The sequence below is a fragment of the Vibrio sp. Y51_MX_L26 genome, from assembly GCF_024181935.1.
GTDB lineage: Bacteria > Pseudomonadota > Gammaproteobacteria > Enterobacterales > Vibrionaceae > Vibrio > Vibrio diabolicus.
Genome location: NZ_JAMZAS010000001.1, coordinates 552,233 through 567,239, shown reverse-complemented (window position 1 = coordinate 567,239; position 15,007 = coordinate 552,233). Strand labels below are relative to the sequence as shown.

Annotated in this window: 13 protein-coding genes and 1 pseudogene; 5 read left to right on the top strand and 9 right to left on the bottom strand. The window is 46.0% G+C overall.

Features of this window, described 5'->3' with window-relative positions; all coding sequences use genetic code 11:
* Positions 1-183: 183 nt before the first annotated feature.
* Positions 184-1,530 (bottom strand): magnesium transporter, encoded by a 1,347-nt coding sequence (locus tag NL645_RS02375; protein WP_253651120.1) that lies wholly within the window; start codon positions 1,528-1,530, stop codon positions 184-186.
* Positions 1,531-1,742: 212 nt separating this feature from the next.
* Between NL645_RS02375 and NL645_RS02370 the strand changes: the two genes are divergently transcribed.
* Positions 1,743-2,618 carry a universal stress protein gene (locus tag NL645_RS02370; protein ID WP_253651119.1) on the top strand — a complete coding sequence of 292 codons (876 nt, stop codon included), beginning with the start codon at positions 1,743-1,745 and terminating at the stop codon, positions 2,616-2,618.
* Between the two features lie 45 nt (positions 2,619-2,663).
* Here NL645_RS02370 and NL645_RS02365 read toward each other — a convergent pair whose 3' ends face one another.
* Both NL645_RS02365 and NL645_RS02360 read right to left on the bottom strand, forming a co-directional pair.
* Positions 2,664-3,053 (bottom strand): MazG nucleotide pyrophosphohydrolase domain-containing protein, encoded by a 390-nt coding sequence (locus tag NL645_RS02365; RefSeq protein ID WP_237285044.1) that lies wholly within the window; start codon positions 3,051-3,053, stop codon positions 2,664-2,666.
* 26 nt (positions 3,054-3,079) lie between these two features.
* Positions 3,080-3,508 (bottom strand): PaaI family thioesterase, encoded by a 429-nt coding sequence (locus NL645_RS02360; RefSeq protein WP_253651118.1) that lies wholly within the window; start codon positions 3,506-3,508, stop codon positions 3,080-3,082.
* Between the two features lie 211 nt (positions 3,509-3,719).
* Here NL645_RS02360 and gloA point away from each other — a divergent pair, with 211 nt between their 5' ends.
* Both gloA and NL645_RS02350 read left to right on the top strand, forming a co-directional pair.
* Complete coding sequence (gene gloA / locus NL645_RS02355; protein WP_253651117.1) at positions 3,720-4,106, top strand: lactoylglutathione lyase; 387 nt, start codon at positions 3,720-3,722, stop codon at positions 4,104-4,106.
* Between the two features lie 11 nt (positions 4,107-4,117).
* Positions 4,118-5,218 (top strand): alkene reductase, encoded by a 1,101-nt coding sequence (locus NL645_RS02350; RefSeq protein ID WP_253651116.1) that lies wholly within the window; start codon positions 4,118-4,120, stop codon positions 5,216-5,218.
* A 122-nt stretch (positions 5,219-5,340) separates the two neighbouring features.
* Here NL645_RS02350 and NL645_RS02345 read toward each other — a convergent pair.
* A pseudogene (locus NL645_RS02345) lies at positions 5,341-5,613 on the bottom strand (nitrogenase-stabilizing/protective protein NifW); the annotation flags it as partial.
* 241 nt (positions 5,614-5,854) lie between these two features.
* Between NL645_RS02345 and NL645_RS02340 the strand changes: the two are divergent.
* A complete protein-coding gene (locus tag NL645_RS02340; RefSeq protein ID WP_253651115.1) occupies positions 5,855-7,705 on the top strand; it encodes an acyltransferase family protein in 1,851 nt (616 codons plus the stop codon).
* Positions 7,706-7,785: 80 nt separating this feature from the next.
* Here the strand turns inward: NL645_RS02340 and NL645_RS02335 are convergent, their stop codons facing one another.
* The 4 genes from NL645_RS02335 to NL645_RS02320 form a co-directional block, all read right to left on the bottom strand.
* Complete coding sequence (locus NL645_RS02335; RefSeq protein WP_005376497.1) at positions 7,786-8,256, bottom strand: RES family NAD+ phosphorylase; 471 nt, start codon at positions 8,254-8,256, stop codon at positions 7,786-7,788.
* Position 8,257: 1 nt separating this feature from the next.
* Positions 8,258-8,710, bottom strand: a complete 453-nt coding sequence (locus tag NL645_RS02330; RefSeq protein ID WP_006742299.1) for an antitoxin Xre/MbcA/ParS toxin-binding domain-containing protein — start codon at positions 8,708-8,710, stop codon at positions 8,258-8,260.
* A 177-nt stretch (positions 8,711-8,887) separates the two neighbouring features.
* Positions 8,888-11,059 (bottom strand): catalase/peroxidase HPI, encoded by a 2,172-nt coding sequence (gene katG / locus NL645_RS02325; RefSeq protein WP_253651114.1) that lies wholly within the window; start codon positions 11,057-11,059, stop codon positions 8,888-8,890.
* Between the two features lie 185 nt (positions 11,060-11,244).
* Positions 11,245-12,786, bottom strand: a complete 1,542-nt coding sequence (locus NL645_RS02320; protein ID WP_253651113.1) for a glutamate synthase-related protein — start codon at positions 12,784-12,786, stop codon at positions 11,245-11,247.
* 157 nt (positions 12,787-12,943) lie between these two features.
* Here NL645_RS02320 and NL645_RS02315 point away from each other — a divergent pair, with 157 nt between their 5' ends.
* Positions 12,944-13,423, top strand: a complete 480-nt coding sequence (locus NL645_RS02315) for an aminoacyl-tRNA deacylase (RefSeq protein ID WP_006742302.1) — start codon at positions 12,944-12,946, stop codon at positions 13,421-13,423.
* Positions 13,424-13,589: 166 nt separating this feature from the next.
* On the opposite strand, the gene NL645_RS02310 is transcribed toward NL645_RS02315, so the two are convergent.
* The gene (locus tag NL645_RS02310; RefSeq protein WP_253651112.1) at positions 13,590-15,002 is read right to left on the bottom strand and encodes a coniferyl aldehyde dehydrogenase; all 1,413 of its coding nucleotides are present in this window, start codon (positions 15,000-15,002) and stop codon (positions 13,590-13,592) included.
* Between the last annotated feature and the right edge of the window lie 5 nt (positions 15,003-15,007).

Below are 15,007 nucleotides of genomic sequence, written 5' to 3'. Positions count from 1 at the left end.
GATCGGCAGTGGAAAGTTTTGGGATAGAAATGAGCAGTGAAAAATATTGATGAAATGAAAGCTTAAACGGCGTGTTCAGCGTTTATGAAAAACGGAGGAATTTTGAGCGAACCAAACTTGCCCAAAATATTGGGTTGGGAAATGGAGAGATTGGATCATCAGGTTAACGCGTCAATTGGCTTTCTATATCAAGAATATGGCACCTAAGCCTAAAAACGCAAAGAAACCGACGACATCGGTAACGGTTGTCAATACTACCGAGCCAGCCACGGCGGGGTCAATGTTAAACTTCTTCAACGTGAATGGTATCAGCGTACCCGATGCCGCAGCCGCCAGACTATTGAGAAAAATTGCGCAGCAGATAATAAGCGCCAATGGCCAAGAGTCAAACACCATGTAGACGACACCCGCGATGACTAATCCCATGATCAAGCCATTAATGGTGGCGATTTTTAATTCCTTATTTACCAATAGCTTCAAGTTACTTTGGTGCAAGTGGTTTAGTGCGATACCCCGAATGGCCACCGCTAAGGTTTGGCTACCTGCGATGCCGCCCATACTCGCCACAACAGGCATTAAGATAGCAAGCGCAACGACTTGCTCGACCACATTATCAAAAATACCAATGATGGCAGAGGCAACAAAAGCGGTCAGCAAGTTAATCACCAACCAAAGTGCTCTTAGCCTTGTCGCCACAGTTAATGGTGTGAACAAATCCTCTTCGCTTCGTACGTTTTCTGCCACTACAGCTTGTAGGCTGAGTTCACGCAAGGTAATCGCGATGGTCGCCATCGACAAAACGCCCATAATTTTGCCACCAGCCATGATAGGAAACCAATGCGCTCCACCATCAATCGAGACCTGTTTACTGACGCTTTGAATCGTTTGGATATCTTCCAGAATTGGCGTGACTACGGTCAAGTCTGTGAGTTTGGTATGATTCTCATGCAGCAACAGGATTTGAGGTTCTATCGTCCCAAGAACGCCTCCGACATCGCGCACAATGATCAATCGCACCGGGCTTTGTCCACGTTTTAACAACTCGGTTTTGATGCCTCCTACGCTGTTTTTAGGATTTGCGACTAAAAAATGCGGCTCGGCATATCTCCCCACTTTGTTATCTTCATACGACAGCGCTTGTTGAATGTGCGCGACCGACTCTTCACTTTGGTCGATAAGGTACTCATCCACAAACTCGGTCGGTAGAAAGTCTGCAAAGATGATCAGTTCCGAATCCGTGATGTATGCTAAGCGTTCATGTTGCAGCTCTTTGTTGAGTGATTGATGAATGTGCTTGGCGGTGTCGTATCGCAGCAAGTTTAATACCGTCCAGTACTTCTCTGGCGGCACCGCTTCTATTACGCGTTTACGATAAGCAATGTTGACCGACTCCAAAATGTTCGCGATTTGCGCTTCCTGATAGTCTTTCAAAAAACTGAGGTCTTCGGTCGACTCTATCGCTTTAATGATCTCGGCAAGCAAATGAGGCACTTTGCGATTAATTTGTAATTGGCTGGAATCTATCATCATTGTCACCGATTTCCTTGGGCATCACGTTAGTGTCAACACGATGTCTATTACCTAAAGGCATGAGATCCTGATGTTAAAATTCTAGGCAATGGCGCGCACAATTGCGGAATTTATATTTTGCTCGCAGAAACAGAACGTCTTTGCATAAGAGGATGGTATAAACTTTTAGTGTGCATTAGGCGCATTTGCCTCGTTTGATAATGGAGTAATCAATGGCACCAGTATTTTTTCTGACTCAGCAAGCCGCCTTACCAAGTCGTAAGGTGCTTCGTAAAGTGATTCAGTTTGCGACAGCGCTGGCTCAACCCATCGTGGTATTGGTGGAAGATCACCGCCGGAGTGAAGATCACGCGTTCGCGCATTTCCTTAGTTTCAACTCTGACCATATAGAAAAGAGACAAGCTGAGTTTGAAGCTTGGACATCAAAATTTAAAGACTTCGTTATCGAACTTTGTGAAGAAGAGGAAGTTGAAACGCCAACACTCTCTTATGAGCATTTCAAAGGGAGTCATTGGATTGTTCAAGTCGCGAAACGGCTTGTCGACGACACAGATTTACTGCTCGTGGGGCATTTTAACAAGCACGACATTCAAACCTTACTCACCGAGCTAGCAAAAAACGATTGTGATTTATTGCTATTAAGTGAGCGTTCATGGCCTTCTCACGCCAACATGCTTTGCGCGATAGATCCGCTTCATCGCGGAGATGCAAAGTCGGTCGTAGATAAAGCCATCGTATCGCGAGGCTCAAAGCTAGAAAAAACCTTGAGCGGAAAAATGACGTTAGTTTACTGCCGCTACGTTGCGCCTTATCTGTCTCGCTATCGTGCAGAGATTTTGAGCAACCAAAAAGCAGGCATTACGGACTTTATTACTGCGCAAAAGTTAACTCAAGTACCACTACTGCTGCCAGAAGGAAACCCTGAAACGGCGTTACCAAAAGCAGTTAAGCAATCACAAGCGGCAATTCTGATTATGGGCGCGTGTAAGCGAAGCATGTCATCCCAATTTTGGTCTGGCAGCACTGTAGACACGTTACTTGATCAACCTCCTTGTGACCTACTGTTGGTCAATGGCACGAAGGATTGATCAGACTTCCCCATTCCGCCGCATCTTAAATAATATCACGCGCAGTTATTGGCTCTTCATGGTCTCTAACTGCGCGGCTTCATGTTCCGCGTTCAAGGCTTGTTTCTGCTGCTGTTTAACCTCATCCCAACTGCGTCCCGATTCAATCGCAGATACACGCTGCTCGTATTTGGCGCAGGCTCTTTCGAGTACTTTCTCAGGATCTATGCCCTTTTCTCTTTCCAACACTTTTAATACGTTAAGATAGTTCCACAACACATCGCCTAACTCGTCTTCCAAATGACAAAGGCGATCCTCACGAATCTCTTCACGGACTTCATCGACTTCCTTGCCAATGGCCTCCAGATAAGTCTCTACGCCTTTAAACCAAGTGTTGGTTTGGTCATATTGAGATTTTCTCGTCGCAATTGCGTACAGCTCATCAAATTTCTTCATTATCTCTCCGTAGAACGAGTTTTTATTTACGCCTCTTTAGGACGAATAAACTTCCCTTTTGCCGTCACTCTAACTTCATTATTGACCAGTAATTGAGCCACCAGTTGATATATACCGCGGCGTTCACCTTCACAGTGTGCAGTAATCGTGACGTGGTCATCTAGCTCAATAGGTGCATGGTAGCGCACATCCAACTGCGCGGTAAGGGCTTGAATGTTTCTAAATAACAAACAGTGCGTCATTGCACCATCGAGCAGCGAGCTCGCAATGCCACCATGCAACAGGTCTGTGTAACCTTGATGACGCGGTAAAACGTGAAACTCTCCGACAACAGAACCATCGGCTAGACACTGGTAGTTCACAGCCAAAGAGTTCGGATTCGCATCGATGGAAGAACAAACCGCACATTGATAATGAGCTTCGTGAGTGGAATGAAAGTGACTATTTGCGGACATGTTAAGTACTCGGCTTGTAAAAAGGAGTAATTAGCATATGCCGATTATTAAAAAGAAATGGCGAGTAATCTTTGTTTGCACGTTGTAGGGCCAACAACCTCATTGTCCATAACGTTAAATAATCATTTTTATAATTAACGATAATTTCCAGTTTATTTAGAGTAGCGATAAGGTTTGCACCGTGATTACGCAACGTTATGAAAGGCGACTTATGAAGTTTCTCCACACGATGATCCGTGTTGTTGACCTAGACAAATCTATCGAATTTTATACAAACGTTCTGGGAATGAGCGTTTTGGATCGTTTTGAAAACCAAGAATACCGTTACTCACTGGTGTTTGTTGGTAACCCTGATCAACCAGATGGCGCGACCATCGAGCTAACTTATAACTGGGATACCGACAGTTACGACTTAGGTAACGCATTCGGACACATGGCGTTTGGGTGTGAAGACATTTACGCAGCTTGCGAAAAAATCAAAGCGCTTGGTGGCAACGTCACTCGCGAACCCGGTCCAATGAAAGGAGGAGAAACGCACATCGCCTTCATTAAAGATCCCGACGGCTACCCAATCGAACTGATTCAAACTAAACAATAACGAGGTTTCCTATGACAGACGTATTATTTCAACCGATTCAACTTGGCTCTCTCTCATTAAAAAACCGCATCGTTATGCCTCCGATGACGCGCTCTCGAGCCTCTCAACCGGGTAATGTCGCTAACGACATGATGGCCACCTACTACGCTCAACGCGCCGAAGCGGGATTAATCGTTGCTGAAGGCACGCAAATTTCACCAACGGGTCAAGGCTATGCGTGGACTCCGGGTATTTATAGCCCAGAGCAAATTGCTGGCTGGAAAAAAGTAACTGATGCAGTGCACGAGAAAGGCGGCGTTATCTTCGCGCAATTATGGCACGTTGGTCGTGTGACTCATCCTGACAACATCGGCGGCGAGCAACCTATTTCATCTTCTGCGCTCAAAGCAGAAAACGTGAAAGTATTTATCGACAATGGCACAGACGAACCTGGCTTTGTCGACGTGGTTGAGCCACGTGAAATGACCAAGCAAGACATCAATAATGTTATTGAAGAATACCGCCAAGCCGCATTAAACGCGATAGAAGCTGGGTTTGATGGTGTCGAACTTCACGCAGCAAATGGCTACTTGGTTAACCAGTTTATCGATTCTGAAGCGAACAACCGCACCGATGAATACGGCGGCTCAATTGAAAACCGTCTGCGTTTTCTTGGTGAAGTGGTCGAAGCAATGACGCAAGCCATTGGCGCAGAGCGTGTTGGTGTTCGCCTTGCACCATTCACTTCGTTAAACGGCACCGTTGATAGCACACCTGTCAATACCTACACCGCTGCTGCTGCGCTGCTTGATAAACTCAATGTGGTTTACATTCACATTGCAGAAGTGGATTGGGACGACGCACCAGACACTCCGCACGACTTTAAAACCGCAGTTCGTGAGGCGTATAAAGGCAAACTGATCTATGCCGGTCGTTACAACGCAGAAAAGGCGCAACACGCGATTGAAAGTGGTTTAGCCGACATGATCGGTTTTGGTCGTCCGTTTGTTGCAAACCCAGACTTACCAAGCCGCATCAAGCATGGCTATCCGCTGGCAGAACATGACCCTACGACATTGTTCGGCGGCAATGAAAAAGGCTTAGTGGACTACCCTGCGTATCACGCGGGTTAATTCATCTGCGTAAAGCTGATTCGCAACTCGCGACAAACCAACAGCTAACCCAAAAGAACCTTGCTCTTCCCCCTGTGACGCCAAGATGCAGGGTTCTTTTTTAGGCAAGCCACCAAGAAGTAACGTCTTTGACAAGATGTACAACCTCGACACGCAGAGCGCGTCGTTTTACTTAGTAAACTGCGTTGTACTTTACAGTAGGCGTTTTTGAGTGCGCGGCGGCCTGAAAACCAATCATCCGGTTTAGTGAGGATTAAGTAGCCGTTAAACCTCTTAACCAACTCGGTTCGATTGTTTTCGATAAATCGGCTATCAAACTCGATTTCGAAGTAATCCAACGCTTCTTCGATACAAGTAAAGCTGGTAATTTTTTCCTGAATCGTATTCTCTGTCATTGTTTCTTTAGCGTTATCATTTTCAATGAAGTCTAAGAGCCTCGCGCTTTACGTTCTTTGATTTAGCGCTTCTTAACATCACTCTTTCTGGGATTTCCATATTGAAATTCAATTTGGGAATCCGTTATTTCCCCCAGCCTTTTCATTTTGACAATCAATTTAAGGTACTGATTTAAAGCAATATTATTTCTGGTTCATATTTTGCTCTACTTCGTTAAACGGAATGTTGGAGGGACACAATATGACTTACAGAGCGGAAGTAGACGGATTAAGGGCGATTGCTGTCACGTTAGTGATTTTGTTTCATGCAGGAGTTGAGCAATTCGCTGGTGGCTTTATTGGCGTCGACGTATTTTTTGTTATCAGCGGCTATTTGATCACCACCATCGTAATTAACGATTTGGAAAACCAGAAGTTCAGCCTCGGTGATTTTTATGAGCGACGCATTCGCCGCATACTTCCCCTGCTACTGGTGGTGATTGCCGTAAGCTATTTGATGTCTTGGTGGTTATTTTTGCCACAAGCGCACAAAGACGTTGGTCAGTTCGCAGTGTCTTCTATTCTTTCTTCATCCAACATTCTTCTGTATTTAAAAGGCCACAATTACTTCGGTTTAGAAGATCAAGCCAATCCGCTGTTTCACACTTGGAGCTTGGGCGTTGAAGAACAATACTACATTGTCATTCCTTTGCTACTCATGCTTCTCGCTCGTGGCAAAAACGCGTTTTTCCTGACTTTTTTTGTCGCGGTATTTGCGCTGAGTTTGATGACTATTGTCTATGCGAGCAACGATCCTGATTTCGCCTTCTATATGATCTTCTCTCGTGCTTGGGAGCTGGCAACCGGTTCATTACTCGCATTAGTAATGAGAAAAGCTCAAGTTCAATCCAACGATACGCTGGCAACCATTGGCATCGTATTGATATTGGCTTCCGCGCTTTTGTTTGAAAAATCGCAAGATGGCGCGGGCATTACGCTGCTGGTGCCGGTCATCGGTAGCGCGTTAGTGATTTTGTTTGCCTCTAAAGACAATGTGTGCGGTAAATTGCTGAGCCTAAAATGGGTCGTGTTTGTCGGCTTAATCAGCTACAGCTTGTACTTGTGGCATATTCCGCTATTTGTGTTTTACCGCTACGTGTTGGACGCAACACAAGACGTCAATATCTCGCTTTACATTGCCGCTCTTTTTGTACTTTCTTACTTCACTTGGCGCTTTATTGAAAAGCCGTTCCGTAGCCGAAAAGCCATGAGCATGCGCACTGTGTCCGCGGTTATTGTGTTGTTGACGTTGCCCTTGCTAACGTTCGGCGTTATCGGTCATCAAAACGGTGGTTTTCCAGAAAGAAGCGCATTTTTCGAAGCCATGCGCGTTAATAACGGTTACGGTTTAGATTGCAACGGCAACACCGACGTTAACGATGTGTGCTCGTCTGCGCCGCAGCCCACCATCGCTGTGTTAGGCAATAGTCACAGCATGGTTTACGTGAAGCGTCTGTCCGAAGTAACACCAACTGGCGTGGTGCAACTTACTCAAGATTCCTGTGCAGTCGGTTATGTCGACATCATCAAAGATGCTGGATCAATTTCTTGCCGACAGTTCTTCAAACAGGCAATCGATACCATTTTGCGTACCCCTTCTATTCGTCGCGTCGTTATCTCTTCCAACTTCAATAAAGAGCTTTCACAAGCCGATTATGAGGCATCATTAACTGGATTGTTGAATGAACTGGAAGGGAAAGAAGTGGTCGTTTTCGGCCCAACGCCTTCTGCACCTTTTGCGGTAGGAGAATGCCTTTGGAAAGCGCGTTTGTTTGGCGAGACGGAAGAGTCTGCCTGCGACTTTTCTCCTAAACAACATCACCCTCAAAACGTGGCGAAGTTAGTGAACTACTTTGAGCAATTTGAGCACGTTGAGTTTGTCGACTTGACCGAGGCCATTTGCAGAAATGGCGTATGTCGAATGAAAGTTGGTGCGAACAATGCGATGTATACGGATGACAGCCATTTATCTTACAAAGGTGCTGAGTTGGTGCTTGGGCATTACCACAGCAGTACGAATGGAGCGCAACAGTTCACTTACGACCGACAATAACCAAGGGAATAAACTTTTATGCTTCAGCGCTTATCTCAGGTAAGCGCTGAATATTTTAAAGCAAGACAAAGCCCGCGCGTCTATTTGAAAATGCGTGGGTCAAACGCAAAATCGAGCTTTTCGGCTTTCTTGATGATCTCTTTCATTTTGGGATGATTTGGGTTCACCACGTAGTTTTTATCACGAGGTGAAATCGTTGAAGGCACTTGCAGTGCGGCAAACTCGGGATGAGGGTCATTGAGAAACTGGTCACCAATGTACTGTGTAGACTCGCTCGCCGGTATTGCTCGCCACGTCACAGGGAGATCTTCTTCATCTAAGGTGGCGATGAGGTATTCTGGCATTTCAATACGATATAAATCGTACAGTTTGGTGATAGCTGGATCGTTATTTACGTGAACGAACACTTCCAACGAGCAAAGGGATTCCGATTCAGAGAAGTAGAGGGCTTCGGTTCCTTTTGAGTTCCATCGCCCTCCAAATAACTTTGCGCCAACGGGGCTAAATGGCGTGTCAGCGAATTTCTTTTGTGTGAGACGATAGAGCTTCATATTATGAGAACACCCCGTGCTCTAAACGGCCGATCAAATCTTTTACGATTTCAAAATCAACCGTAGTCGACACCATATCAAGTGGACGTTTTCCACCTAAGCCGTACACATTCTCTCTCATCCATTTTAACGCGCGCTCTTCGTCGTCAAACAACTCTGTCGCGAGTTTCAATAACATCGCTAATCGATAGATTGCATCACTCTCTTGAGTATTAAAACGCTCATCATTTTTAAGACGACGCTTAATTGTACTAACAGGAATCAGTGTCACATGTTGGAATTCACTTTGAGAAAGCTTTACTCGATCAACAATGTTCCGGTATACCTTGGGCTCAAAGCCTTTGTGAACCGCATCAATACGACCCGTTTCAGCATCTTCAATACCTAGCATAAGCCAGAAATTGGCTTTATGAGATTGTTTCGGCTTAAAGCTTTTTAATGCTGCAGTTGCCATATCAAGCTCCTATGGTTCATATGGTCTAGTTATTATGGCTCAAATGAGCTTAACTTTCAATCAAAGTAACAATCAAAGTAAAAAGACAGGTAAAGAAAAAGGCGAGCTTTGCGCCCGCCTCTCTTACTTATTCATCAACTTTGTTTACGCATCTACCGATTTGCATCGTTTGACTTATTACAAGTCAAAACGGTCGGCGTTCATGACTTTCGTCCATGCAGCGATGAAGTCGTGGATGAATTTTTCCTGATTATCATCTTGCGCATACACTTCCGCGTACGAACGTAGAATCGAGTTTGAGCCAAAGACAAGATCCACTCGAGTTGCCGTCCATTTCACTTGGTCTGTTTTACGATCACGTATTTCGTACTGATTAGCACTTACCGGTTGCCACGTATATGACATGTCAGTAAGGTTCACGAAGAAATCATTCGACAAAGTGCCGACTCGGTCAGTAAATACGCCCTCTTTTCCACCGCCGTAGTTACTGCCTAAAACGCGCATACCACCGATAAGTACCGTCATTTCTGGCGCCGTTAGCCCCATAAGCTGAGCACGATCTAATAAAAGCTCTTCCGGCTTAACCGCGTAGTCTTTCTTCAACCAATTTCGGAAACCGTCAGCCACAGGCTCAAGAACTTCGAATGATTCAACATCCGTCATCTCTTGGGTGGCATCACCTCGGCCTGGCGCGAATGGCACAGATACATCATGACCTGCGGCACGCGCAGCCAGTTCAATACCTACGTTACCAGCAAGTACGATAGCATCTGCAACACTACAGCCCTCTTCTGCTGCTATTTTTTCTAGCACAGCAAGAACACGACTTAGACGCTCTGGCTCGTTTCCTTGCCAATCTTTTTGCGGAGACAAACGAATTCTCGCACCATTTGCGCCACCTCGGCGGTCAGAGCCACGGTAAGTACGCGCACTATCCCAAGCCGTGCTTACTAGCTCACTAATGGATAGGCCACTTGCTTCGATTTTTGTTTTCACTAAATCGACATCGTAGTCTGTCTTACCTGCAGGCGTTGGGTCTTGCCAAATAAGATCTTCGCTTGGCACATCAGGTCCGAAATAACATGATTTTGGTCCTAGATCGCGGTGTGTCAACTTAAACCAGGCACGAGCAAAAACATCATCAAAGTACGCTGGGTCATTTTGGAACTTTTCTGCAATCTTGCGATATTCAGGGTCCATTTTGAGCGCCATATCGGCGTCAGTCATGATTGGATTGTAGCGCTTAGAGCCGTCTTCAACATCGACAGGCTTGTCTTCTTCTTCAATGTCGATTGGCTCCCACTGCCACGCACCTGCTGGGCTTTTCTTCAGTTCCCAATCGTACTTAAATAGTAGGTGGAAGTATCCGTAGTCCCATTGTGTAGGGTGTGTCGTCCAAGCACCTTCAATACCGCTCGTTACCGCGTCACGGCCAATGCCACGTGTTTTATGGTTAATCCAGCCAAGACCTTGTTCATGCACGTCTGCGGCTTCGGGCTCTGGACCAAGGTTTGCGGCATCACCATTACCATGACACTTACCGACCGTGTGACCACCCGCTGTGAGCGCGACAGTTTCTTCATCGTTCATTGCCATTCGCGCAAAGGTCACACGCATGTCATGTGCTGTTTTGAGAGGATCTGGGTTCCCGTCCACCCCTTCTGGGTTCACGTAGATCAGCCCCATCATTACTGCGGCAAGTGGATTTTCTAAATCTCGCTCACCAGAGTAGCGGCTGTTATCAGCGTCACTTGTGGCTAACCATTCTTGCTCGGAACCCCAGTAGGTGTCTTTTTCGGGATGCCAAATGTCTTCTCGCCCAAAGCCAAAACCAAAGGTCTTAAAGCCCATGGATTCATACGCCATGTTACCGGCAAGGACAATCAGATCGGCCCAACTTAATTTGTTGCCATATTTTTTCTTGATGGGCCATAAAAGGCGGCGAGCCTTATCGAGGTTTGCGTTATCTGGCCAAGAGTTGAGAGGAGCAAAACGCTGGTTGCCTGTCGCAGCGCCGCCACGTCCATCCGCGATACGATAACTACCCGCTGCGTGCCATGCCATTCGGATCATTAAACCGCCGTAATGTCCCCAGTCGGCAGGCCACCAGTCTTGGCTATCAGTCATTAACTCTTTTAAGTCTTTTTTAAGTGCTTCGACATCTAGCTTTTTCAGTTCTTCTTTGTAATTAAAGTCCTGGCCAAATGGGTTGGTTTTGGAGTCGTGTTGATGCAGGATGTCTAAGTTTAAGGCATTCGGCCACCAATCCATCACCGACTTATCTGTAGATGTTTGCCCACCATGCATAACTGGACATTTACCTACCGAACCGCCGTTTGTGTTGCTCATATAATGCTCCTTCGTATCGTGGTTGTGGTAACCACTCTTTGTTATTCAATAAATCGAATATCCACCTCAAACAGCGTAGTTCATACACTGAATTTTTAGTTAACGCCAAGTCAAAATTTCCATATCTCGGCTAATAAATAATTGTTATCAAACATGTACCTATATGCAGAAAATATGGATAGAGATCAGTTTAAGTCCATACCTGAATACTTGATCCCAGACAGCCTCGCCATGTTGTGATCCCAAGTCGCTAAATCATGATGACTAAATTCATTCAGAGCGTGATGACCACACGCCCTCGCCATGACTTGCATGAGCTCAACCGAAGATTCGAAGAAATTTTTCAGTTGCTGGGATGACTTTTCGACGTCGAGACGCTGCCTCAAATCGGCATTTTGCGTTGCGATCCCCGCAGGGCAATTATTGGTGTTACAAATCCGGGCCGCGACGCAACCGATCGATTGCATCGCACTGTTTGCTATCGCCACTCCGTCTGCCCCAAGTGCCAACGCTTTGACAAAATCCATAGGAACTCGCAACCCACCAGTGATGATTAATGTGACGCGGTCACTTGTGCCTTTTTCATCTAAGTACTTACGCGCACGAGCTAACGCAGGAATGGTTGGCACGCTAATATGATCACGGAACATAGTTGGCGCCGCGCCCGTGCCACCACCGCGACCATCTAAGATGATGTAATCGGCACCCGCATCGAGCGCAAATTGTATGTCCTGCTCAATATGGTTGGCACTGAGTTTAAAGCCAATTGGAATGCCGCCAGTGATGCCACGGACTCTGTCAGCAAACTTTCTGAAATCGTGAGTAGTATGAAGATCTTTAAATGTTGGCGGTGAGATCGCTGGTTGTCCTTCGGGGAGACCTCTCACCTGAGAGATCTTACCCACATTTTTATTCGCAGGAAGATGACCACCCGTGCCTGTTTTGGCGCCCTGCCCACCTTTAAAATGAAAAGCCTGAACATTAAGAAGCTTAGATTCATCGTAGCCAAACTGAGCACTGGCAAGCTCATAGAAATACCGCGAATTTGCAGCTTGTTCTTCAGGTAACATCCCCCCTTCACCGGAGCAAATACCAGTCCCTGCCAACTCAGCACCTTTTGCTAGCGCAATTTTCGCCTCTTCCGAAAGTGCGCCAAAACTCATGTCCGATACCAATAAAGGGATAGCAAGTTTGAGCGGCTTACGCGCGTTTGGCCCCACAATCAACTCAGTTGATACGGGAACGTCTTCTAACAACGGTTGTGTCGCCATTTGCGCCACCATGATTTGTATAGCATCCCAATGTGGTAGCAAATGCCTAGGAACCCCCATTGCAGCCATCGGACCATGATGGCCGAGTTTAGAGAGCCCTTCTCTCGCTAATTGGTGGATAAACTCTAGGGTTGGTTCTTCTTGAGTAGCGGACGCAGTCGGTTTGTCACTTTTCTCTCGTTTTTTCTCAGGGCCTTCTTTGCCGACTTGCTCAGAAGAAAAACGCTTATGTGTTCCATCACAAAATGGGGCATTAGAGGTATGCTTGCACTGGCAGAGATACGCTTCTTCATCTTTTTCCGCAGTAAAGCTCATTGGCTTTAAGCCTGTTCCCGAATGCGACCCATCGCAATAAGGTTGATTTTTAGAACGTCCACATCGGCAAAAGTAATATTCTTGCCCTTCGGTTAGATTCACTTTAATCGGCTTATTATCGGCGATGATTGGCTTGCTCATGTTGCCCCCTATTTATTATTGTTAACCACGCTTTCTCGCTGGCTTGCAATAAGCGTAGAACAGGAGCGGAAAGAGCGTCAGCGAAACCAGAGTAAAATACGCGATTGTCGCTTGCCTCACCTATACTCTTTATGGGTCTCATACACGTGGAGGCTATATGACGATTGCAACCCGATTAGATGAATATTTGACTGAGCATAACATTCACTTTCAAACCGTGAATCACAGCCACAGTCATAGCTCGCTACAAAGTGGTGTTGCCGCAGGTGTGCCTTTAATGAATATCGCAAAAGGCGTCATTCTTGAGGATCATGAAGGGCATCATATGATGGCGGTCTTACCTGCCAACAACAAAATCAGTTTGTCGAGATTAAACGATGAATTTAACGCTACTTTCCACTTAGTGAAAGAGCGTATGGTTTACCGACTCTTCACTGATTGTGAGCACGGCGCGATTCCACCGATTGGTAGTCCTTACCACATGTCGACCGTTTGTGATGAAAGATTAGCAAACTTGGAACATGTCTATCTTGAAGCCGGCGATCATGAAACTCTGATTAAGCTAGATAGAAAGGCATTTAAAGAGCTAATGAACGACTGCAAATACTTAAGATTCAGCAGTGAAGTTCTGCATTAAACTTCCAAAAATCTGTCGACATTTCGTGAAAAAGGCTCTTTCAAAAAGAGCCTTTCTTTCTCTATTGGCAGCGCGTGGTGGAAACTTCCCGACCTTAGGTAATCCGCAATTCAGAACACATAGAAACAAAAAACGCCCGTTTGAGCGGTTTTTAACAATCCAACCACTATCGAACAAAAATCTTTTGAATCGCTTTTATCGCCATAGCTCTGCGACGCATTAATGCCCCCGTCCTTGGTAGCCATTTCGGCGTGTGGAGTACGGTTTTCGCGTGGCTAAAGGTTTTAAATCCTTCCACTCCGTGATAATGACCAATGCCTGATTCACCAACGCCACCGAAAGGCGCATCTTCAGCGCCAACGTGTAATACCGTGTCGTTAATACCGACGCCGCCACTGTGTGTGTTGCGTACAATATGTCTGATGGTCGATTTGTTGTCCGACATAACATACAGCGCAAGTGGTCTTTGGTGTTGATTAATGTAGTCAATCACTTCATCTATCGCTTTGTAAGGCTTGATGGGTAGAAATGGCCCAAATATTTCCTCTTGCATGATGCGCATATCTGTCGACACGTCTGTGATCAAATGAGGATACAAAAGCCTTTCCTGTTGAGGTGACGCTTCAACGGTACGGATGCTTGCGCCCTGAGCTTTGGCATCCTCAAGCAGCGCAGTCAAACGATCATACTGTCGTTGATTGATAATATGGGTCAGCTTTTGATTCTTGTTGGATTTCAAATAGAGTTTTTCAAAACGTTTTAAGAACAGCGTGATGAACTCTTCGACGCGTTCTTGTGGTACAAACGCGTAATCAGGCGCGACACAAATCTGGCCGGCATTGATGCATTTCCCAAACAAAATCGCATCAACGGTTTTCTTCATGTCTGCATCTTCCGCAATGATCACCGGGGATTTCCCGCCCAGCTCTAACGTCACTGGAGTCAGGTTTTCAGCCGCTGCTTTTGCCACAGCGCGACCAACATTTGTCGAGCCAGTAAACAAAAGATGATCGAATGGCAGTTGGCTGAATGATCGTGCAACGTCCGCTTCACCTTCAAATACTTCGACATATTCAGACAACTCGCGACAAATATTGACGATGACTTTATTGGTTTTGGGCGTAAATTCGCTGAGCTTCATCATCACACGGTTACCTGCGGCCAAAGCAGTAACTAAAGGCGCAAGGCTCAAAATGACAGGAAAATTCCACGGCGAAATGATCCCGACCACGCCGAGTGGCTGATACTGAACAGTCACTTTCGACGGAGCAAGCAACAGACCGGATTCACGCTTACTTGGTTTGCACCACTTTTTTAGCTGCTTGATGGTGTAATTGATGTGCGAGACCGTCGGCAAAACGTCGGTCATGGCGGTATCAAATTCGGAACGATAACCAAAATCGTCACTCAGCGCTTCCACCAATGCTTGTTTATTCGCAATCAGAGCTTGTTTTAGCAAGACAAGGCGCTGCTTACGCTCATCCAAACTAGGATAAGGTTCGGCGGCATACGCCGCTTTTAAGCGATCAAGGCTTTGTTGTAACAGGTTGTCCACTTCAACCTCTGCGATTGCGTTCATGATGC